This window comes from Pseudoalteromonas peptidolytica (assembly GCF_012641745.1).
GTDB lineage: Bacteria > Pseudomonadota > Gammaproteobacteria > Enterobacterales > Alteromonadaceae > Pseudoalteromonas > Pseudoalteromonas peptidolytica.
On sequence record NZ_WEHZ01000019.1, the window covers coordinates 1 to 25,103 of the forward strand.

The 25,103-nt window shown below is 46.1% G+C and carries 6 protein-coding genes; 5 read left to right on the forward strand and 1 reads right to left on the reverse strand.

Annotated features, from left to right (window positions below):
- Positions 1-168: 168 nt before the first annotated feature.
- On the reverse strand, positions 169-2,331 hold the full coding sequence (locus tag F9Y84_RS13195; RefSeq protein WP_147390563.1) for a TonB-dependent siderophore receptor: 2,163 nt from the start codon (positions 2,329-2,331) through the stop codon (positions 169-171).
- A gap of 239 nt (positions 2,332-2,570) precedes the next feature.
- Between F9Y84_RS13195 and F9Y84_RS13200 the strand changes: the two genes are divergently transcribed.
- The 5 genes from F9Y84_RS13200 (at position 2,571) to F9Y84_RS13220 (ending at position 25,052) form a co-directional block, all read left to right on the forward strand.
- The gene (locus F9Y84_RS13200; RefSeq protein WP_147390564.1) at positions 2,571-7,187 is read left to right on the forward strand and encodes a non-ribosomal peptide synthetase; all 4,617 of its coding nucleotides are present in this window, start codon (positions 2,571-2,573) and stop codon (positions 7,185-7,187) included.
- A gap of 142 nt (positions 7,188-7,329) precedes the next feature.
- Positions 7,330-16,413, forward strand: coding sequence for a non-ribosomal peptide synthetase (locus tag F9Y84_RS13205; protein ID WP_147390565.1), 9,084 nt, complete (start codon positions 7,330-7,332; stop codon positions 16,411-16,413).
- A 241-nt stretch (positions 16,414-16,654) separates the two neighbouring features.
- Positions 16,655-17,716, forward strand: coding sequence for a TauD/TfdA family dioxygenase (locus tag F9Y84_RS13210; RefSeq protein WP_125251333.1), 1,062 nt, complete (start codon positions 16,655-16,657; stop codon positions 17,714-17,716).
- Between the two features lie 15 nt (positions 17,717-17,731).
- Positions 17,732-20,842 (forward strand): amino acid adenylation domain-containing protein, encoded by a 3,111-nt coding sequence (locus F9Y84_RS13215; protein WP_147390566.1) that lies wholly within the window; start codon positions 17,732-17,734, stop codon positions 20,840-20,842.
- Positions 20,843-21,095: 253 nt separating this feature from the next.
- On the forward strand, positions 21,096-25,052 hold the full coding sequence (locus F9Y84_RS13220) for a non-ribosomal peptide synthetase (protein WP_147390830.1): 3,957 nt from the start codon (positions 21,096-21,098) through the stop codon (positions 25,050-25,052).
- Positions 25,053-25,103 lie beyond the last annotated feature (51 nt).

The window sequence follows — 25,103 nt, forward strand, 5'->3', positions numbered from 1 at the left end:
AACGCGTGCTTTCTTCAAAAGCTGAATGAAGAGCTTGTTCTATATTCACAAAAAATCCGTAGTTAGTTGCCTAGCTACGGATTGTGCATGATCATTTTGATCGGTCAACCGATCAACTTCTTAACTGGTCAGCATTAGGCTGTTAGCCCCTTTTTTGGTCAACCGATATTAAAAGCGGTATTTTACGCTGAAGTTATACGCGCGAGGTTCACTATATTTCTTCGGTACGAAGCCGTAAGTATCGTAGAAGCTTTCATCAGTTAAGTTACTGACATTAAGTTTAAAGCTAAGCTGTTTTGAGTAATCATACTTAATATGAGCATTGAGCAAGGTCTGGCTGTCTTGCTCTGCACGCACAGCACCACGACGACCACCTGCTGGAAGGCCAAGGTCAACACCCGGTACGTTAAGAATGTCTACTTTTCTGTCGGTATCCCATGTCGCGTTTAAGCCAAAGCTCCAAGCTTCATATGTATACTTAGTGCTGACATTGAGTGTTTGTCTTGGTGCATATAGGTTAATGTCTTCGCCGTTTTCGTCAACGACATCAAAATCACTGTAGCCAAGGTTAACTTGCCAGTTATCAGTAATATCCGCATTTAGTTCGATTTCAAAGCCATCTGCTTCTGCGCCATCAACAGGACGATATCTTGCCGGTCTTTGATCCGCATATTCAGGAATAACGACACCAAAGTCTTCTTTTAAGCTATCAAAATAAGCCACGTTTAGGCGTAAACGGTCATCAAGTAGATTCGTTTTCACGCCTACTTCGATATTGCGTGCGGTGATTGGATCAAGTTGCTTTAAGTTTACGTCAACTTTGTCTAGCTGAGGTTCATAAGCATCTGTGTAACTAACATATGTACTGACTTGTTCGTTGATGTCATACACAAAGCCTAGGTATAAGCTTTCACCACTTTCATCTCCTTTATCGCTAGAGAAGCCGCTCCACGCAAAGTCACGCTCATTGGTGCGTTCATAATCGAAGAACTTGATACCTGCGATTGCATGTAGATCATCAGTCAGGACCAACTTACTGCTGATAGCCAAGCTTTGTTCTTTTGTTGATTTATCCCAATAACCAATAAATTGCTTGTCTGTTGTGGTCAAGTGTGAAGCTGGGTGGCGGTTATTAATTGACTGAAGTGGATAATAAATAGTGCGGTTGTTTGCGTCTAACTCTTCATAACGATCATCTGTTGAGTCGAAGTCAGCATTGAGATAAGTCACATTGACCTGATGCGAGCGGTCGAATAGCTCAAAGCGGCCCACTAAACCTAAAATAAAGTTGGTACCATCTACTGTTTCTACCCAGCGACGATCACCACCTTGTAAGCCCAACCCTGTTTGCTTGTCAGGGTTACCACTAAAGTAGGTCATGGTAATATCAGCTTCTGTTTTGCTGTACTGCGCACCAAAGTTAAGCGCCCAGTCTAAGTTGAGCTGATGCGATAATTTAAAGTGGTAACTTTGATGAGTATTGCCATTGAAGCTATCCGGTGAAGATAGATTGGTTTTTTTGTCAATTTCCACCGATGAGCCATCAGAATAAAAAATAGGTAGTCCCCAAGGTGACAGCTTTAGTTCACTATCTTGGTAATGTACGGTGAATGACGCTTCAGTATCATCAGAAAAATAATGGTGTAGCTGAGTGTAAGCAACGATTTTGTTGCTATTTTCTTTGTCTACAAAGCTGTCTTTATCTTCATAAGCAAGAATAAGGCGGCCAGCAAGCGCTTTATCATCTGTTAACGCACCAGTTGCATCAAGATGCGAGCGCACTTTATTCCAAGAGCCAACCTCAGCACCGACTTCAACAAAACCATCTCTGTCGGGTTGTTTAGTGATCACATTTAAGGTCGCGGATGGCTGTCCTGCTCCAGCCATTAAGCCTGCAGCACCTCTTAGTACTTCTACGCGGTCATAAACAATGGTATCCAAACGGCTTTCTTGAGGGCCTGCAATAGAGGTTGGTAAGCCATCCTTTACCAAGGCATTGATAAGATAACCGCGAGAGGTAAATTCGGTATTATCACCGGCACCAAACTTATATCGAGAAATACCAGTTGCTTGAACTAAGACATCTTCCAGATCATCAAGCTCAAAATCGTCGATAAAGTCATGGCTTAATACCGTGACAGACTGTGGAGTTTCTTTAATGGTAAGGTCCAAACCTGTTGGGCCTGAGTTACGTTTAATTGGTTGACCAACCACATCAATCCGTTCGATGTTTTTGGTGCTGTTCTGCGTGTTGGCTAAAGTAGTAGGTGAGAAGTATATCAGTGACAGCATAAGAGATAATGCTGCTGATTGATGAGCTTTGCTTCGCATGGGTTTTTTCATTCCTGATTTTGTTATTTTGGCCAGTTATGCCATTTTGACTTAATAGTTTATTAAGCAAATTGATATAAAGCGCACTTTTAGCTAGCGCGCACCCGTAGGACGAAAAATCGAAACAAAAATTTAGTAAAAGGAATCATTTTTATTTGCGACTGTTTTTTTCATTTTTTCACTCGTCTATTTGCCAAGTAAAAATGGCAGTTGCATTGTCCTAAACTGGAGACAAGAAAGTGGAAGCACCAACGAGAAAGCGCCAACGAAAATCACGGCTACACTCGACATCAACCCAACAGCTAAATGACCTAATAAAACAAAGAGCAAATGCGGCTCAGGTTAGCTTGTTAAGTCGCTCAGAGATACAAGAACAAGCTCCCTTGACTGCGGCTCAGCAGCGCCTTTGGTATGCTTGGAAAGTTGCTCCGCATGATAAAGCCTATAATTTAGCTGGCTCTTTATATTTTGATGGACAATTAGATGCGGAGTTGGTCAAACGCAGTTTTGACGTGTTGCAGGGACGCCATGGAGCACTACAGATCCAGTTCTGCGAAACCGAAACTGGGGTGTATCAGCAGCAAAATCCACAACTTAACTTTGAATTTTCAGTGGTCTCAATGGCACAAACAAATGCCAATCAACCAGCTGATAAGTTAAGCCATGCAATGCGTCCATTCGATCTATTATCAGAGCCGCTATTGCGGGTAGTATTGGTGAATCACGACAACCGCTGTGAATTGCTGATTGTGATGCACCACATCATCACTGATGGCACTTCGATGCAAATTTTATTTGATGAGTTTGTGGATGTTTACCAAACATATACGCTTGGAAAAGTGCCTGCGACACAAAAACAAGTCGACTTTATCGATTATGCCCGCTGGCAAGCGACACAAGACAACAGTACAAAGCTCGCGCAGCAAAAGCGCAATTGGGTAACGCAGCTACCGACACAAATAGAGGCCATTACGTTGCCAGCTGCGGAGTCAGCAAGGCGTCTTGAGACTTATACGATGGCGACGCATAGCGCCACATTGACAGAGAACATAGTGCAGGTGGTGAGTAGTACCGCTGAGCGCTTTGGCACCACGCCTTACTTGGTGATGCTGACCGTTTTTCAAATGACACTACAGCGCTTTTGTGGTCAACGAGATGTCTTGGTCGGTGTCCCCGTGGCAAATCGTCATATAGCAGAGACCTTAGGGGTAATAGGCTTTTTTGTGAATACGCAAGTGAGTGCGCTACGTGTTACTGAACACGATAGTTTTTCGACACTCATAACGCAAGCTAAGCAGCATCACCATTTTGCGCAGTCTAACCAAGATTTACCCTTTGAGCAGCTCATCGATGCACTGGCGGTTGAACGAGTGAACGGCACCCACCCTATCTTTCAAGTTATGTTCAACTATCTGCGTCGTGATAAGCAGCGCGCCAAACAGTTACGCGACGCGACGCTCAGCCATGCACAGGCTCATCGATTTACCATGCCTTTTGACTTACATTTGGATGTGATCGATGTACAAAATGAGGAGGTTCAGTGCCACTTTTATTTTGCAGAAGAGCTTTATCAAGAGTCATTTATCGCGCAGTTCCAGAGAGCATTTTTTACCGCACTCAACCACCTGACTTCATGTTCGACGACGCCAATTACACAAGCAAGTTTGTGGCAAAGTGATACAGCAAGCCGTTTGCCCATCGGTGAGTCGACTCAACCGGGCGAGGATCTGCTCGCACAGTTACAATACTATGGTGAACAACAGCCTGAGCAGGTGGCTGTAGTAGGTAAATCCGGTGTACTGACTTATGGTGAACTGGTGCAGCTTAGCGATAAAGTGGCTGCAATACTACAGAGTAAAGGAATACTTGCACAGCGCCGTGTGGGTCTGCGAATGTCGCGCGATATTACCGCACTGGTAAGTATTTTTGGTGTGCTAAAAGCGGGCATGGCATATGTTCCTATTGATGCCTCACTTCCTGAATCGCGACAACGGTATTTGATAGAGAACAGTGAAGTTGCATTGGTTATTTCGGATCTTGAAACGACGCTAGCGATACAATGTGAGCAGGTGCCGTATCAACAGTTAATGGCACAAACGCCTGCGCCATTAACGCCGCCATTACGTCATAGTAAACAACTGGCTTATGTACTTTATACATCAGGCTCAACTGGGCTGCCAAAAGGGGTGGCGGTGACCTTTGTCGGACTAAATAATTACTTAGCCGATACCAGCGAGCGCTACATGGCAACATGCTCACGATCCGTGGTCAGTTCAACGTTGTCATTTGATGCCACAATCACCAGTTTACTAGTACCTATTTATGCAGGTAAACGTGTTGATATGATTGCGCAAGATGACGGACTGCTGGAGCAAGTTGCAGAGTGTATTCAACAGGCAACAGACAATACATTGTTTAAACTCACTCCCGCACACCTTGATGGGTTGCTGAGCTTAGGTCGTCATATCACTTCTTCGCTGCATCATTGCTTTGTTATCGGTGGAGATAAACTGATGTCGGGGACAGTGGCGAAGTTGCAACGTCATCTAATCAATAGTCGCTTTATTAACGAGTATGGGCCAACGGAAACAGTGGTGGGGTGCTCCGCATTTTTAGTGACCCCACAATCCTGTGCCGCGCATACGGTGCAACCTATTTCTAACGCACTGAACAATACCGCGCTGTTTGTTTTAGATGAATATCTTAACTATTGCCCTGCGAATGCGGTTGGCGAGTTATACATTGCTGGCGCTGGCTTGGCACAAGGTTATCTAGGTCGTGCTGACTTAACCGCAGAGCGTTTTATTGCCAACCCTTTTAGTGACGACGGTAGTCGGCTCTATCGGACAGGCGATATAGTGCGTTATGAGGCCGATGGCACTTTGCTTTACCTTGGTCGCAGTGACAACCAAGTGAAAATTCGAGGCTATCGTATTGAGCTGGCAGAAATTGAAGCCCAGCTATGCACGCTACCAAACGTTGACGAGGCGGTGGCGATAGTAGAGGAAGGGGCGACCCACTCTCGGATCATTGGCTATGTGGTTGCAAGCGAAATTGATGTGCCTGCGGCGCTTAGCCATCTCGAAAAGCATTTACCCCAATATATGCTCCCTGCGCATATTATCGCCTTAGACAGCATCCCGCTAACCGTCAATGGCAAGGTAGATAAAACCGCGTTACCTAAAGCCAGCCTCCAAGTAACCCGCGACTATATTGCTCCAGAGGGGAAAATGGAACAGCTGATAGCCACACTTTGGCAAGCGCAGCTTGGCCTTGAGCAGATAAGTCGCCACGATAGCTTCTTTAAACTCGGTGGCGATTCTATTATCGCTTTGCGGTTTATCGCTGCTTTGGGTAAAGCGCTTGGCTATGCTGTACCGCTTAAGACCTTATTGCTGAATCCGGTGCTGGAGCAATTTGCTGACGCGATTAATCAGCCGCAGAGTACGATACTGCCACTGGAAAAAAGGCCGCAAAATATACCTGCTTTGGCATCCCCTGGACAAAGAAGCCTGTGGGTTGCACACCAGTTGGCGTTGAATAAAGGCGAAGCGATGAGTTACAACATGTTCGGAGGGGTGGATCTGCACGGCGAACTTGAGGTAACAAAGCTGCAGCTGGCATTAGATAAGCTTGTTGAGCAACAATCTGCACTACGTACGTGGTTTGCTGAAGTGGATGGTGAAATTAGGCTGAACGCCGCGGCGCACACACGCATCGTCATCGAAGAGTTCGATTTCAGTGCCTTAGATGATGAGGCTAAAGCCAAAGCGCTGGCACATCAGCAACAGCAGTTGTCGTTACATCAATTTGACTTGGCCGCCCCCCCACTTGTGAAAGTGGACGCGGTTTGGCTTGCACCAAAACACCTGCGCTTGTTAGTTAATATGCACCATATTATTTCAGATGGTTGGTCGATTGCGATCTTCATTGAGTCTTTGAGCAATTTGTATGGTGATAGCCATCAAGACAAGGATGCTGAACTGGCATTTGAGTATGCCGACTTTGCACATTGGCAACAGCAGCGCTTACAGAGTGAGGAAGCAAAAACGCAGCAAAGTTATTGGCGTAATACATTACGTGATGCTCCGACTTTGTCATTATTTCCTGCACACAAACCACTGTCAGAGCAATCCAGTGATGTTGGAGCAGAGCTAAGCTTGGTGTTCTCTGAAGCGCAAAGCCAGCAATTACGGCAATTTGCACAATCACAGCATGTCTCGCTAAATTCAGTCATGATGACCGCTTATTTACTGTTTTTGCAGTACGTAACTAAACAGCAAGATTTAGTGGTAGGGACCGACTTAGCGGGCAGAGAGATCCCTGAGTTAGAAAAAATCATTGGTTATTTTGTGAAAGTGCTGCCAGTTAGAACACAGCTATCAACAGCGACCTCAATGGCGAACGCGGTAAAAACTGTGCACCATACACTTGCAACGACGATGGAGCATCAATTACTGAGTTTGGATGAAATCATTAAACAGGTAAATCCACCTCGGGATCAGTTTAATGCGCCAATTTTACAGCAGTTATTTGTGATGCAAAACGCACCCAAAGCGAGCTGGCAAGCACAAGGCGTGTCGTTTACGCCTGCGGTGATCGACTTACCCAAGTATAGTAAGTTTGCGAATGCATTATTTGTCACCCCTAATGATGAGATTGAATGTACTTGGCTTTATAGAAAAGCATTGTATGACGGGTCAGCGATGCGTCTGTGGTTGCAGCAGTGGCGCACATTATTGTTGTCATTGATTGCTCACCCAGATATGGCCATCAGCGAGCACTATCGAACACTTTTGGCTGTCAGTGGACATAAACCCAAGTCAAATAAGTTTGCTAAATTTAAAGCTAAGTAATACCTGCTATAGCACAACAGTAAAAGCCAAGCCTAGCGCTTGGCTTTTATGACAAAAAAGTAAATTTCAACTGCTTTGTACCGTCTTACTGATACTTTGGCCGCCTCGCGGTGTCAACTTTAAAGATAGGCATGGTGTAAATATGCAAGATGATTTTTTAGCGGATATTGATAGTGATATATTGAGTTTACTACTGGAGCAGGCTCCCTCTGATGGGATCCCTCGTACATCCGGCAATGCCGCCCCTTTGTCATACTTACAGCAGCAACTATGGACACTGCAAGCACTTGATGAGTCAAACACCAGTTATCTGATGCCTGTGGTTTTTTCAGTAACGGGTCAGATTGAGCCAAGTAAGCTAGAGCAAGCACTGCAAGCTGTTATTGCCAATCACGGAATATTTAGAACACAATTTGTCACCACTGATGATACACCTGCACAGGTCGAGCTTGATGAGGTCAGCTTTTCTTTAGCGCAAGTACATAGTGATATGACAAGGACCGACTATCTTGCTAGCGAAGCATTAAATCAGTGGCTGTTAGCAGCAAAAGACTTATCACAGGCACCACAACTCAAAGCACAGCTCATCACCTGTGCTGAACAAAAGCAAATATTAGCGCTGAGCTATCATCACCTCGTGTCAGATGGGTGGTCTAATAATCTGATTTTAGCGGATTTAAAAAGTGCGTATCGGGGGCTGGCACTCTCAATGCCAGCGCTGCGCTACCTTGACTTTGCACATTGGCAGCGTCACGCGTTATCACAACAGCATCCTGCGGTGGCATTTTGGCAGCAATACCTTGAAGCGCCGCGACAACCCTTGCGGTTGCATCAGCAGCACACAACCACCACTAAGTTGAAGTCGGTAGGTGGGCGTCAGCAGTTTACGCTTTCAGCGCCTTTATGTGCCAGTCTTGGCGACTTTTGCAAGCGCAATCAGGTTACTCCATTTGCCTCTTTATTGGCAATATGGCAGCTATTGCTATCGCGTCATCATGGTAATGAGCAGTTTGTAGTGGGCGTGCCAAATGCGGGTCGCTCAGAGGAGCAGGTGCAAGATATTGTTGGCTGCTTTATCACCACACAGGCTTATCGCTGCGAAGCGCATTGTGGACGCTCCTTTATAGAAACGGTAAAACAAATACAGCGTCATGCACTGACTTGTACACAATACAGTGATGTACCGTTTGAATACGTGTTGTCGGTGTTACCTGAGCATCGCGGCGATCTGCGCCAAGGTGGCTTTTTTCAAGTTGGGTTTGATTGTCAGCCGCAATTACAAGGGCAGCTCGACTTTGGAGATTTCTCACTCGCTCCAGTAGCAGGTGGCAGTATGCAGAGTAAATTTGCGATTGCGCTATCGGCACAAACCAGTGAAACGAGTGTTATCTGTGAGATAGAATACGATTGCGCACAGTTTGATACACCATACATTGAAGTGCTGCAACGAGAGTTTTGCCAACTACTGACACTGGCACTTGGGCATGATGCTGAAAAAATCGGGAATTGGCTTGATGTCGCCTACGAAAACCAGCCTGCGTATCTTCCTGAAAGCCGCGCGAGTAAAGGAAAGCAACTCGCACCAGAAACGCGATTAACGCATGAGTTAGTTCGCCAGCAAGCGCTTAGTTCACCGACGGACACTGCGCTTATCTTCCAAGACCACCACTTTGATTATCAATGGTTAGAGGCGCACAGTAATTATATTGCGGCACAACTGCAACGTCATCATGTCAAAGAGGGAGAGGTGGTTGGTATTGCCTTGCCACGTACCCCATATTTGATTGCTAGCTTGTTGGCGTGCTTTAAATCAGGTGTGGCGTATTTACCCCTTGATCCTAAGTTGCCACAAGACAAGCTCACGCACATGATAGAAGATAGTCAGTGTGCGCTCATCGTCGGTGAGCAATTGCCTGCGTCTTCATGCGCGGTGATTGCAGAGGCTGAATTAATATGCCCAGACTTATCTGTTTGGTGCCAGCAAGACGCCGCGCTTGCTGTACATCCTGAGCATATTGCGTATCTAAATTATACCTCAGGCTCGACAGGAAAAGCCAAAGGGGTGGCGGTGCCACATGGGGCGCTGAGCCGTTATATTTTTACCGCAGCGGATTTCATTTCGCTTACCCAACATGATGTCGTATTACAGTTTGCAACAGCAAATTTTGATGCGTTTGTAGAGCAAGTTTTTCCTACTTTGGTTGTCGGTGCCGCTTTAGTGATGCGAGATGACACGTTGTGGGACGCGCAAACCCTGTATGAGCAAGCCAGCAAGCACAGTATTAGTGTGATGGACTTAAGTGCGGCCTATTGGCGACAAATTGCCGAAGATTGGTCGTATTTAATGCCAAAGCATCAATGGCAATTACCCGCGCTTAGGCAAGTGCACTCAGGCGGTGAAGCCATGTCAAAACAGGCCATTAGTGCATGGCGAGCAGCAGGGCTTGAAAAGGTGAAGTTGGTCAATACTTATGGCCCGACAGAAATCGTAGTTGAAGCGGCTATTTTTGACTGTAGTGCACTGGATGTTGAGCGTATCAACTCTGTTCCCATAGGTAGCGCGATTGCTGAACGGCAACTGTATGTGCTAGATGAACAGCTCAATCTGTTGCCACATGGGCAGGTTGGCGAGTTGTATGTTGGTGGTGAAATTTTAGCGCAAGGTTATTTAAGACGCCCAGGACAAACTGCGGCGAGCTTTGTCGCTGATCCGTTTAGCGATAGTGGTCAACGTCTATATCGCACCGGTGATTTAGTGAGATGGAATGCTCAAGCGCAACTTGAGTTTATCGGTCGAGTAGACAACCAAGTTAAAATTCGCGGCTTCCGTGTTGAAGTTGAAGAGGTTGAGCTTAAGTTACGTGCAATCGAAGGCGTCAATGATGTTGCTGTGATTGCACAGCAACACGCAGAGTCAACCCGGTTGTTGGCCTACCTTTGTTCAACCCGTGATGTACATGATATTCAAGCAGATACTCGAACTATACTGCCAGAATATATGGTGCCTTCAGTATTTATGCTTTTGGACAGCCTACCGCTTAACGCCAATGGCAAGGTCGACAGAGCTGCCTTGCCAACCCCAGCGGCATCACCGCAGGAGACACAAATAACAGCATGTATTGGTGAAGTGGAAACATTGATCGCTGAGATTTGGTGTAAGTTATTTAGCGTTGAGCAAGTTGGTCGTGATGATAACTTTTTTGCCTTAGGTGGTGACTCTATTATTTGCCTGCAAATGGTGTCACTAAGCCGACAAGCTGGATGGGAAATCAAGCCAGCGGATGTTTTTGAAGCGCAAACTATTATGGCGATTGCACCTTTGGCCACTCGATTGGAAGAGGTCAATAGCAGTGAGGTCGAGCATGTTGCCGGTAGTGCCCCTCTGCTGCCTATTCAGCAGGCTTTTTTCGCGCAGCGCGGACACGCTCCAAACCACTATAACCAAGCCGTGATGCTGCATGTATCGCAAACGATAGACTGTTCAGCGCTACAACAAGTGGTCACACAATTAGTGCAACATCATGACGCCTTAAGGCTGCGCTTTTGCCGCGATAGTGAAGGCAACTGGCAGCAATCTTTTACTGAATATAGTGCGTCAATGTTGGCGCAGATATTTACATTACATGAAGTTGAAAACGCCCAGATAACCGCGTTGGCAGACGATATTCAACGTAGTCTGGATATTCAAAATGGGCCAGTGATGCGGGTCGCGGTGATGCAAGTGGCAGATGGCAGTTACCGCGTCTTACTGGTTGTACATCATTTGGTGATTGATGGCGTGTCATGGCGAATTTTACTGGATGATTTAGCAGCAGGGTATGAGCAGCTTATTGCTGGTAAGACGTGGCAGCCAATTGCTAAATCCAGCAGTGTCAAAAAGTGGGCTGAAGCCTTGCAGCAATACGATGCGCACTTTGCTGATGAAGCTGAGTTTTGGCAAACACAAACCGCCGCCAGATTGCCGTTGCCGTATCAAGATAAAACTGCCAGTGCAGCAGAAACTGAGTTAGCTACCGTTGAGCTGTATTGTCCACAAGCACTCACAACGCAGTTGCTGACACAAGCTAGCCGACCATACCGCACGCAAGTCAACGACTTATTGTTAAGTGCACTGAGTGAAGCACTTTACCGCTGGTTAGGGGCGGATGAATATGTGCTGCATCTAGAAGGGCATGGTCGCGAACCTTGGCAGCCATCTATTGATTTGAGTCGCACCATAGGGTGGTTTACGGCGATGTTCCCGCTGAAATTATCACGCCAAGATAACTGGCAAGAAACGATTCTTGCGACCAAAGAAATGCTGCGTGCTATCCCAAACAAAGGCATTGGCTATGGCGCTCTCAAATATAACAGCGCGAAACCTACAAGTAGCGCACCAGAACTGGCAGATATTGAGTTTAACTATCTTGGGCAACTCGACAATAACTTTAGCAGTGATGGTATATGGCAGCCTGCGCGTGAAGACAGTGGCGCGAATACCAACCATGCAGCAACGGTTGCAAGTGAGTTGTCGATACAAGCCCAAGTCTTGGGTGGGCAATTACAAATACGCACCAGTTTTGTCGCTACGCGATTGAGTAGAGAGACAATTGAGACGTTCACTCAGTTATTCCAGCAGTGCTTGGAAGAGTTAGTGGCGCACTGTGCGTCGACAACGGCAACATTCAGTGCCTCAGATGTCCCGCTAGCCCAATTACCAAAAGATACCTTAAGACAATTAGACGCGACACAGATAAGTAAAGTGTATCCGCTTTCTGCGATGCAAGAAGGTATGCTTTTTCATGCTCAATATAGCGACAACAGTGCGTATGTGAACCAAATGCAGTTTGCGGCTACAGGCCTAGATGTAGTGGCGTTTAGCGAAGCATGGCAGCATGTTACGGATCGCCATGAAGTGCTGAGAACGGGGTTACTCACTAAAGAAAGCCCAGCGCACCAGTTTGTAGTACATACGCATGCGGCAGACATAACGGTACTGGATTGGTCTTCTGAGGGAGGCGACGTAGAAGCAAAACTTGAACAACTTGCAAAACAGCAGGTGTTATTGGGCTTTGATCTAGATAAAGACATAGGTTTTAACCGCGTGCTTATCATCAAGCTAGATACGCACCAACACCGCGTGATATGGACAAACCATCACCTATTTACTGATGGTTGGAGTGCCTCACGCATGATGGGTGAATTATTAAGTGTATATCAAGGCCACACGTTAATGCCTGCGACAGGTCAGTATGAGCAGTATATTGGCTTTTTACAGGCGCAAGATCACACTCAAAATCGTGATTATTGGCAGCAACAGCTGCGCCAATTAGATGAGCCTTGTACTTTGTTTGCGCAACAAAACACGCAACAGACGTCGCAAAATGGTGCGGGACATACCCGTTGGGTCATGGCGCCTGAGCAGACCGAGCATCTTGTCTCGTTCTGTCGCAGTCAGCAAATTACGGTAAACACCTTAATTCAAGCTGCATGGTCATTGGTGTTGAAAGCCAGCATAGGGCACAAAGCCGTGTGCTTTGGCTCAGTAACGTCAGGAAGGCCACCAGAACTTGCTCATAGTGACAGCATGCTTGGCTTATTTATTAATACACTACCGACCATTGTGACCGTGAATCCTGAAGTCAGTGTTGCAATATGGTTACAGCAACTACAGCGCCAAAGTCTGCGGGCTCGTGAGCATGAATATACGCCTCTTAGTGAGGTGCAAAAATGGGCTCGAGAAGGGGGAATAGATTGTCCAAGTGGGTTATTTGACACACTCGTGGTATTTGAAAACTATCCAATTGCTGAAGCGCTTCAGCAAGCAGATAAAGCTACCACACAATTTGAGTTACTGGCCAGCCGAGAAGAAACCGATTATCCACTCACGGTTTCCATTTCGCAACAAGAAACGCTGGACATCGCATTCGATTATCAGCGAGCTGCCTTGAGTGATGCTGAAGCCGAACAATTGCTCGCACGCTTTTTATTGATATTGTCGCAATTACAAGAGCAAGTTACACAACCTGTGGCGCATATTACAGGTCTAAATGATGCACAAACCGCTTCACTGATTGAACTGGGAGCAACAAAATACCATGGTGCAGCGCAGCAGCAGGACATATTAGCGTGTTTATATCAGCAGGCAAGAGTACATAAAGACAGTGTTCGACTCTTCTGTGATACACAGTTTCAAAGTTACCAAGCGCTACTGGCACGCAGTGAAAAAATTGCAGTTGGCTTGCAATTACAAGGAGTAACCAGTCAACAGAGAGTCGCGCTTTATATGTGCACAGAGCTGGATACGCTGGCTTGTATTCTTGCGATTTGGCAGCTAGGTGCTGTCTATGTGCCGCTTGATGTAGAATCACCGGAATCGCGTTTAAATGACATACTTGCAGTAAGTAGCCCACAATTGGTACTGCACCAAGAGCGCGCGCTAACGCACTGTACAATGCAGCAAATATCGCTTCAATGTCTGATAAGTGAGGTGGGTGAGCAGCTATTGCAACGACCAACACCTAACCCTCAGCAGCTCGCTTATTTGGTGTTTACTTCTGGCTCTACAGGCAAGCCAAAAGGGGTGGCGGTAACACAAGAAGCATTATTAAGTCACTGTTTGGCGATTGCTGATGCGTATCATTATGGTACTGAAGACCACGCATTGGCATTTGCATCTTTGGTTTTTGACGCTGGGCTTGAGCAGGTATTCGTCCCCTTATTGGCCGGTGCGAAGCTGACCATGGTGAATGGTAAAGCATTACTACCGGAGCAATGCAGCGAGCTGGTTGTGGCGAATCAAATTAATATCGTTGATTTACCTCGTACTTATTTACAGCATTTGCCCAATCTGGACGGCGTTCGTTTATGTATTGTGAGAGACGAAGCTTGGCCAACAAAAGAGTTATTGCAATGGCGTAAGCGCGCGCCTCAGACGCGTTTTATTAATGCCTATGGTGCGACAGAAACCGTGATCACACCGACTATCTGGGAAGATGATCACAATGTCGAGATAGACAGCTTGTATGTGCCCATAGGGGCGGTGGTTGGGCATCGTCATGCTTATGTGTTAACGGAAGAACTTAACCTAGTACCCGAAGGTGGATTCGGTGAGCTATATATTGCAGGCACTTTGGCGCAGGGTTATTTTGGCCGTGCTGACCTTACGGCTGAACGATTTATTGCTAATCCATTTAGTGACAAAGGAGAGCGTTTATATCGTACTGGTGATTTGGTGCGCTTTAATGAACAAGGACAGCTTGTATATCAAGGTCGTGCAAATCAGCAGGTAAAAATACGTCGCTCTCGGATTGAATTTGCTGAGATAGAAAAACGCATCATGGCGATGGCGGAGATAAATAGCGTATTGGTGCGACTACAGCATACAGAACAAGGGGCACAGTTGATAGCCTATGTGATCGGTGAGAATGTGGATCTGGCTGCGCTGCAAACATGTGCACAGCAGCAGCTACCCGATTATATGCAGCCTGCCCATTGGCTAACATTGACGCAATTGCCATTGACCATCAATGGTAAGGTCGATGTCAATGCGTTGCCAAAGCCGGCGCTACCCAAAGCGGAGACTAAGCATCAAGAGATGAACGCGCAGGCGCGCCAGCTTAGCGTAATATGGAAAACATTACTTGGTATTGACGCAACACCGCAGAGTCAGTTCTTTTATGACGGTGGCGACTCCATTTTAGCGATGCGATTAACGTCACAAATCAACCAAACGTTTGGCTTGCAGTTGAAAGTTAGAGATATTTTTGAGCATAGTGAGTTTAGTGCGCTGGCTCAATACATCACAGCGCAGCGACAAAGCACAGATGATCACCACAGTATTACTTTACAAGCGCAGCCATTCGCTCAGCAAATACCGGTATCAGCAGAGCAGCGCAGTTTATGGGTCACTGACAAACTGAGTGAAGCAAAAGACCGAGCCGCGTATAACATCACCACGAGTGTTAATCTCTTTGGGGCACTTGAACCCCACAGCTTACAGTGCGCTTTTACGCAGTTACTGGCTTACCACAGTACGTTTAGTTATCGCTTTGTTGAACAAGAAGGTGACGTGGTCGCGGTGTATAGTGAGGACAATGAATTACAGTGGCAGTATGTTCAACTTGATGATGACTTAGCGCAAAACACTGCAGCAGCTGCGAAGCTCCGTGAGCATTTTGAGGTGACACCATTTAATTTAGCTGAGGATGTGTTATTGCGTGTGTTGTTGGTGGAAATTGCACCTGAGCACCATCAACTTACCATTAATATGCACCACATAGTGAGTGATGGTTGGTCTATGGGGAACTTGGTACATCAGGTCGGTGAGTTTTATTTGGCGCAAATTGAGCAGCGCCAAGCCCAACTGCCGCCACTGCAAGTGCAATATGGTGACTATGCACAGTGGCAACAGCAGCGTTTAGCAAGCCAAGAAGCAAAGGATGTTGCTCAGTTTTGGCGTACGAAGCTTGCAGATGCTCCAGCGCAAAGCGTGATCCCGTTACATTCTCCACGTCCTGAGCGCACCGATACGCAAGGCGATGTAATAGATTTTCAGATAGCGGCAACAACTCGAGAGGCCATTGAGCAACTTGCGCAGCAACAAAAATGCTCTGTGTTTAGCGTGCTATTGGCAAGTTATGCTGCTTGGCTGTTTGAAACAACAGGGCAGCAAGATATAGTATTAGGTACGGATCTATCAGGTCGAGAACATGCGGATCTTGAACCTCTGATCGGATATTTTATCCGTGTCTTGCCGCTACGAGTTCGTCTTAATGGCGCAGTCGGGTTCACCCAGCTATGTGAACAGGTTCAGCAAACGCTATTGGATGTTCAAAGTAATCAGCTGCTTACACTAGATAGCGTGATAAATGAGGTAGGCGTGCAAAGAACAGCGGGCTTGTCACCGTTATTCCAGCAGCTTTTCGTTATGCAAAATACGCCAAAACCAGATTGGCCTATCGATGGGCTGGAAATGGAAGGTGTCGCTTCGGTGGATACGTCAAGTAAATTTGACTCGGCAATTTTTATTGATGCGCAAGAGCAGGCTTATCATGGTCGCTGTTACTTTAAAACGGCGCTATATCGCCGTGATAAAATCCAAGTCGCACTTGATAGGTGGATGCAATTGTTAACTCAGCTGGTGGAAAGCCCAACAGTTGGCATTGCGACATTGAAACCACACACGCCAAAGCAGGCTGGTCAAAGCAAGTTTAAGTCCAGCAAATTTGCTAAGTTTAAAAAATAGTCAATCCGAGTGCGACTTAAGCCAGCGCTGAACTCCCTTCATTTATTCGACAATAAAGAGACGCATTGAGCGTCTCTTTATTGATTCAAATCAAGTAAATCTTCGACTTTGTAGTAAAGAAAGTACGACTTGCCACGTCATATCGCTAAGCAGACCAACTCAAGGTAGCAGGGCGATGATCTATTGGAGGTCCGATAGAGCATTACCGCGGATTGGTATGAGTCTATGACAGGAGAAAACGATGACGTCCACTGTGCGAAAAGGTAAATTTTCATCTCTTAAAAAAGGGGTAAAACCCACGGCTAGCGCTACTCAAGCCGCAACTTCAACAACATTCTTCAAAGGTGCGCAAGGGTTTCCAGCCGTTATCCAGCCAACCAGTAAAGATTTAGACCCGTATGTATGGGCTGAAACAAATCGAGACTTTATAGAAAGCAACTTACTTAAGTATGCGGGCTTGGTTTTCCGTGGCTTTGGGTTAAAGACCCCACAGGAATTTGAGCAGTTTGCCAATGCAATTCAGCCAGGCTTATATGGCAACTATGGCGATCTGCCTAAAAAAGAGGGTGGTAAAAAGACTTATAAGTCTACGCCTTATCCTGAAAACAAAATGATCCTTTATCATAATGAAAGTTCACATCTAGAGCAGTGGCCGCGTAAACAGTGGTTTTTCTGTGAATTACCTTCTCCTGTTGGCGGTACGACACCCATAGTAGATTGTCGTCGAATGTTATCAGTTTTGCCCAGTGAATTGGTGCAAAAAATAGAAGAAAAAGGCTTGCTGTACCTACGTAATTTCCATAAGAGTGTTGACGTAAGCTGGCAGCATTTCTACAAAACTGACAGTAAAACTGAAGTGGAAGCGAGGCTGAATGCAGCAAATATTGAATATCAATGGCTAGAGAATGACGGCCTCCAAACAAAAACCAAAACCCATGGCGTTATTGTTCACCCAGTGACAAAGGAAAGGTCGTTTTTCAATCAAGTGCAACTGCATCATATTGCCTGTCTAGAGCCGGAAGTCAAAGAGAGTTTGATCGAGTTAGTGGGAGAGCAGCGTTTGCCTCGACACGTGTATTTTGGTGACGGCTCTGCTATCAGTGATGAAGAAATGGCCATTATTGGTGCTGCATATGAAACATGTGCGGTGCGTTTTGAGTGGCAGCAAGGTGACGTAGTGATGCTGGATAATATGCTCGCTGCACATGCCAGAGATCCATTTGAGGGTCCAAGAAAAATTGTAGTTGCTATGGGTGATATCTATACGCAACAAGATCTAAAACAAGCAAATCAAGCACAGTAAAAGGTAGTGCATATCATGATCCAAGAATATATCTCTGCTTATCCACAAGGCCTGTCATTGAGTGAGCAGCAGCAATGTCTAGGTAATACACTGGAGCCATTGGCATATAATAGCGTGCTGGCGCGCATGTCAGAGCAACACAGCACAGAACATCTCCAAGCTAGACTTAATGAAATCATTGATGACAATATCATTTTGAGCTTTACGTTTAGCGAGGTGTCAGGCTTTCGCGGTTTAAGACAGGTACCTCACTTAAGTACCAAGCCCGTCATTGCCACCATGACGTTGGAAGCCGATGCCAGCATTAACTTAGCAACACTTGATAGCTTGCAACCTGTGTCTTTGAACCCTGCTGCGGGTCAAAATTTACAAGTGATCAAAATTAGCCACCAAGATGAAGCATACCTGTTGGTGCGTACCCATGCGCTATGCGTTGATTTGGCCAGTACAGAGAAAATTGCACAGCGCTTGTTAGATCTTAATTTAGCTGTTGAAGAAAGTGTCCAATACCCTGATTTTCTCGCGTGGCTTGAAGAGCTGACTAGCAGCGAAGATTCACTTCAAGGTAAAGCTTATTGGCAGCAGTATATTAGCCAGCTTAATAATGCAAAAAATCACTTTGCATTACCGTATCACAAAGCGCCAGAGCAAGGGGCGTTACAAAACCTACAGTGCGTTGATGAAGCATTAGCTGAGTCTACGACAGAAGCGATCACAGCGCTTAGCGCACAATTAGAGGTAGATGCACAAAGCATATACTTATCATTATGGTGGTTATTACTAGCGCGTGTTTCAGGGCAAAGCTTTGTGACCAGTGTAGGTTATGATCCGCGCCAAATGAGCGAAGAGTTGGCTGATGCACTTGGTGTGTATACGCAGGCATTACCGGTTCAAGTACCACAAGCTAAACAGCAGGTATTAGCAGAGTGGATTAATCAGTTTGCCTTTACCTTGTCTCAGCACATGGAGTGGGCGGAATGTTTTGAGCGCCCTGAAACGCTTGCCAATAGTAGTGTAGTTGCACACTTTGCATCAGAGGTAGTGAGCACAGAAGCAACCGTCGCGATTGCCGATAACGCAGAGTTATCCTTAACTATTGCCGATGACAGAGTGCGACTGCAATTTAATAGCTCAGCTTATTCACATCAAGCCGCAAGTATCTTGTTACAGCAATTTGTTCATTTATTGGCACAAGCCCCGCAATATTTGGCAACAGCCGTGGCTGATATTACCCTTGTTACTGCGCAAGAACAGCAGTGCTTTCTCGCGTTAAATGCAGATCAAGGGCTAACCGCTACCCACGTGCTGGCACAACTTGAATATTTTGCAGACGCTAAAAGTGAGCACATTGCATTGGTAGATGCTGCACACTCACTTAACTACAGCCAACTTACTGTTTTGGTCAATAAGACAGCGCAAGCTCTACAAGCCCATGGAGTAAAGCAAGGCTGTGTTGTGCTGTTATCGCTACCTCGCAGTTGGCAGCAAGTGGTCATGTTACTGGCGGTGATGCGTGCCGGTGCAGCATATTGCCCAATTGACCCAAGTTGGCCAGAGCCGCGCAAACAGCGTGTGATGGACGCGTCTGGTGCAATGCTTCATATAGATGAGCATAATTTTGAGCAGTGGCTACTAGAGGCGCAACAGCTAGAGTTAGACAGTAGTGTGCTACCTGAGTATCAGTTAGCAGACACCGCTTATGTATTGTTTACTTCGGGTTCCACGGGAGTGCCAAAAGGTGTGCCTATTGCACATCAACAACTTGCACAATACTGTACTGCGTCTTCACACGCACTTGAGCTACAGCAAAACCAGCGCTTTGGTCTCACCTCTACCGTTGCCGCAGATATTGGTAATACTACGCTATTCAATGCTTTTTATAATGGTGCCACGCTTATTGTTGCCAGTGAGCAGCAAATGCTCGATGGCGACGCATTTGGTCGCTTTGTGGCCGAGCACGCGGTCGACTGCGTCAAGATAGTACCCTCTCATTTACAAGCATTATTGGAAGTCATGCCAGCCAGTCTGCCAACTAAGCTGATCTTAGGTGGCGAGGCGGCCAAGCCTGCATTAATTCAAAAGGTACATAAGTTAGCGCCGCAAACACAGGTGTTTAACCACTATGGGCCGACAGAAGCAACCGTGGGTGTGATGTCACATTCATATGAAAACAACGCACGCTTTGATGCCGCAGTGCCAAGACTTAGCCAAGTCTTTTCTGGCTCACAAATCTTTATCTTAACTCCACAAGATGGCTTGTGTGCAACTGGTGAGCAAGGCGAATTATGTATTGCGGGTAAGCAATTGTCAGCAGGATACATTAATGCTGATTCCAGCGGTGTTTTTGTCGATAACAGTCAATGGTCTGAGCGCCTTTACCGTACAGGTGACGTAGCTCGTTATTTACCTGATGGCTCTATTAGTTTATCTGGTCGTAAGGATGACCAAGTGCAGATCCGTGGTTTTAGAGTAGAGCCCAATGAAGTGGCACTGGCTATTACACAGCACTTAGACAACGTAGATTGTTTTGTGGCGGTACAACAGTATGGCAATGAAGCTGTTTTGGTTGCTTTCTTAGCTCAGTATTTAGATAAACAAACCGTAGCAAATGAGCTGTTAACTGGAGAGGAAAACCTTACGTTACAGACGCAGTTACGCGATGTATTGCCAGATGCCATGGTGCCTGCTTTCTTTGTCAGTGTGACAGAGTTACCACTGCTTGCTAACGGTAAAGTGGATCGTCAAAGTTTGCCTAAAATTGCCGAGTTGACTTTATCTACTTATGTTGCGCCTAGCAGTCAATTAGAAACCTTACTTGCGTCCACGTTGGCGGATATTTTAGAGGTAGAAAGAGTAAGTTGTGATGCCAGCTTCTTCGATTTAGGTGGGCACTCTCTGTCTGCTATCAAGTTTGCTACACGCATAAAGAAATTACTCTTATTGAATATTGAACCGGGCGTTGTGTTTGATAACCCAAGCATTCAATCTTTGGCTCAAGCACTAAATAACTTAAGTGGTGATCCGTCTAGATTGGAGAAATTAGCATTGACGCAAATTAAGTTGGCGACACTGACGCCAGAACAGCAGGCGGCATTGCGCGAAAAAATGGGTCTGAAAGCCACATAGGTATCAGGGTAAGGGATAACCCAAGATAATTTTGAGACGATAATACCAATTATCTTAATTAAGAGGTCTATTTTGAGGCGGGAAAATCTTGTCGATTACTAGGCAAAAAAAATTTTGCTATTTAGTTGTTCTAAATAAGAAATTTTTAACGCCGTTAGCGTCAGATTTACTCCTTCAAATTGAGCAAGTATTAAGTCTAATTGGTATAAAGTGGGAGCCTGAGGCTCCCACTTTTATTTGAATGGGTATGGGTATGTCAAATAATGAGTTAGCGGATGAACTGGTCGATGGTCTAGATTTGGACTTGTTGGCACAATTATGGAGTGAGCCCGAAGCACAAAGCGACACGACAACTATCGTCGCCACTGAGCACAGCTCAGGTACGCTTTCGTTTCAGCAAAAGCGCTTGTGGCTACTTCAGCAAATTGATCCAACCAGTAACGCCTATGATGTATTACGTGCATATCGTGCGCCTGATGCGTTAGATTTGTTACAGCTCCAGTGCGCACTGGATGCTCTCGTTGAATGCCATGATATTTTCCGCACTTATTATCAGTTTGACGGCGCGGCAACTCAGGTGGTCGCGTCGCAGTGTCAGGTGCCATTAACCCTCATTGAAGTAGACACTGAGCTTGATGGTGATGCGCTTTTTGCACAACAAGAGGTCAAAGCATGGTGTGATAAGCCATTTAATTTAAGCCAAGTGCCGCTATTAAAAGCTGCATGGGTGCGCACGGTTCAAGGCGGATATTTATTATTACGCAATCATCATATTGTGAGTGACGCATGGTCAAAAACCTTGATCTTAAAAGACTTGCTAGCGGCATATCAGGGACAAGCGCTGACTAAACCATCATGTCGTTACCTAGATTATGCGACGTGGCAAAGTGAGTACTTGCTTAATGAAGAGGCCAACAATATTTTAGATTATTGGCAAGGTTATGTGGGTGCAGCACCGCAGCCGATTGCGCTACCTATGGTGGAGCCAGAAACCGAACACCAAGCTCATGCGCTGACATTAAGTTGTCAGTTATCCCGTGTTCAAGTTCAGCAAGTTAACGCTTTTTGCCAGCGCCACGGAAATACTGCCGCAGCGTTATTTATGACGTTATTGCAAGCGACATTGAGCCGCTTTAGTAGTACCGCGCACTTTTTGATAGGCTCGCCTACCGCAGCTCGTAATCTGCCAGAGCTTGCTGATGTGGTTGGGTGTTTTATGAATACCCAGCTGTACAGAAATGAAGTACAAGATGGTGTCACTTTTCTTGATGCGATTGAGTGCAACCAACGACATACGCTGCGTTTAATTAATGAAGATCAAGTACCATTTGAATGGCTTGCGGAGCAATTAGAGTGGCCGGTGCAGGCTGATAGACATCCGTACTTTCAAGTCTTGTTCAACTATTTGCAAAGTGACCCGCAGCCAAGTAGCGACCAAACGATGGCGCTTATCCCCGTGAGCGTAGAAAGCCACACCGCAAAGTTTGAATTATCGTTAGATGTTAGTGTGCAAGAGGGTGCTATTGAGCTTTATTTTGAAGCCGACAGCACGGTGTATAGCCAAGCGCTATTGCAACAATTGCAGCACTGCTATCTCGCTTTATTACACGCTGTGCTGCATGAGCCACAGCAAAGTATAAATAACGTACTTATCCATCAGCCCGATAGCGTATTTTGTGCGCCACAACAAGATAATGATGCTGTCACTATTATTGACCTTATTACTAAACAAGGCAGCCGCCAAGAGTCGTTGGCCATCGCGGATGATAGCGGTGCGCAGCTAAGCTACCAAAAGTTGCTTGAGCTAAGCGCTAACTTTGCCAACTTTCTAATTGCACAGGGAGTGCAAAGCGAAGATAGGATTGCCATTATCACTTCTCGTCAAGCTGACATGGTTATTGCGCTGCTTGGGTGTATGCAGGCGGGGGCGGTGTATGTTCCTATCGACCCGACCATGCCACAACAGCGCCAGCAATTAATTTTCAACTCAAGTGCCGCTGTGGCGATTGTGACGAATATCGACACTGTTCATAACCCCGGGAATTTACCGGTTTGGTCAATTGCTGCGGTGAACGAGCGGCAATATCCGCAGCCTCCGTTTATTGTTCGTATCAGGCCGCAGCAGCTGGCTTATATTCTCTATACCTCTGGTTCAACTGGTCAGCCTAAAGGTGTTGCGATAAGTCATGGTAATTTAGTTAACTTCATTCTCGCCATGCAGTCTCAATTTTCACTCACACATGACTCAAAATGGTTAGCCTTGACTGCACTGGGGTTCGATATTTCTGGTTTAGAGCTTTATCTGCCTTTGGTCAGTGGGGCGCAGACTTATATTGCTAACTCGGTACTAGAACTACAAGCTACTGACTTAATCGGTATTACTCATATTCAAGCGACCCCTGCGGGGTGGCAGGCCTTATTGGCAAAAGAGTTGATTAGCGCTGCGGTTATTGGTCTGTGTGGCGGAGAGGCGCTGCCTCCAGCGTTGGCTCAATCATTACGAGATAAACAAGTCACGCTCTACAACATGTATGGCCCAACGGAGACCACAGTGTGGTCTTCTAGTCACCTTGTCACAGCACATATTCATCTTGGTCATCCTGTCCGAAATACACAGTTATATGTGTTAGATCAGCACTTAAACGCTTGTCCGCAGGGCGTATGTGGAGAGCTGTACATCGGTGGTTTAGGATTGGCACGGGGATACTTTGCACAACCTGCACTGACTGCACAGCGGTTTATCGCCAATCCATTTTCTGACACGGGTGAGCGACTCTATCGCACAGGTGACTTAGTTGAGGTAAACGCCCGTAATGAGCTGCATTTTCTCGGCCGTACAGATCACCAGATAAAAATTAGAGGGCACCGTATAGAAATCGGTGAGATTGAAAGTCAGTTGCTATGTATTGATGGTATAACCCAAGCTGTGGTGGTTGCTCACGATGCCGAGGGGAGCAAGCAGTTGATTGGTTATGTTTGCACCCAGCAGTTGCAAAGTGAAGACATAAAAACAGCGCTGAGTGCACTGGTGCCAAGTTATATGGTGCCAGAGCAACTTATTATACTGGATACTCTACCGCTTAATCACAGCGGTAAAGTGGATAGAAAAGCGCTGCCAGCACCTTCATTACAGCAGACGCAGGGCACATTACCTGTGGGTCATGTTGAGCAAGCATTAGCACGCGTCTGGCAACAGATTTTACAGCGTCAGCAAGTGTTTCGGGAGGATAATTTCTTTGCCCTTGGAGGCAACTCGATTCACGCGCTACGCATGGTGCATCAGTGGCATAAACTTGCCAGACCTGAACCTCTCGTTGCTCAGGCTATCTGGCAAGCGGATAACTTACGTGCCTTAGCTGAGCAAATGGTGGCCTCAAAACAAGCTTCTGTGAGTGATATTTTGCCTGAGTCAGTAGGGGGACGCGCACCCAGTGATTTATTAATATGTCTTCACGATGGCCGTGGATTTACCATGTCATATCGCCCCTTGGCAATGGCGATGCCTGAACAAGTGAGGTGTGTCGGGATCACCCCTGACACTGAGTTATCATCTAGCGATAATTTTAAGACGCTGGCATCTCGTTATGCTCAACAGCTTGGAGACTTGAGCGGCTATGAAAATATTCATGTGTTAGGCTGGTCGTTAGGTGGTGCCTTGGCATTACAGTTGGTCGAAGCGCTCGCATTACATAAATATCATGTAGCTAACGTCTTCCTCATTGATAGCTGGGATCCCTTTGAACCTGCGAATCAAAGCTCGGAGAGTTGGCGTGATTATATTTTAACGCGACTTTCTGAAAGCGTCGCCGCTCCCGAGCGCTTTACTGATTTTGCGCAAGCGGTAAGAGCGTTTCCATGGTCGGACGGTGATTCTAGTGCGTCAAGAGGTGAGGATATTTCGCGTTTTGTGACAGCGCATCTAGCGCTGCTGGAAAAGAATATTGCTGCCATGCCAGTGTCAGAAATTATCCAGACCTTAGAGCAAACTTACTTATTGCGCTGCGCAGGTCGACACGAAGTGGAATATCACACATTAGATACGCCTACCTATTATGCGGTGTGGAGCACAGAGCGCGATGAAGTGCTGACTAACGCGTTCAACCAGCGCTTTGGCATTGAGCATATTGAGTATGTGAATGCCAATCACATGGAGATTATTTCTCATGGGAGTGTCATAGAAACTGTACAAAAAGTGATAAAATTAAAATAAGCATGGATTGTAAGTGATAATTGTTTTCGTTACCATTGCAGGTAATAAGAA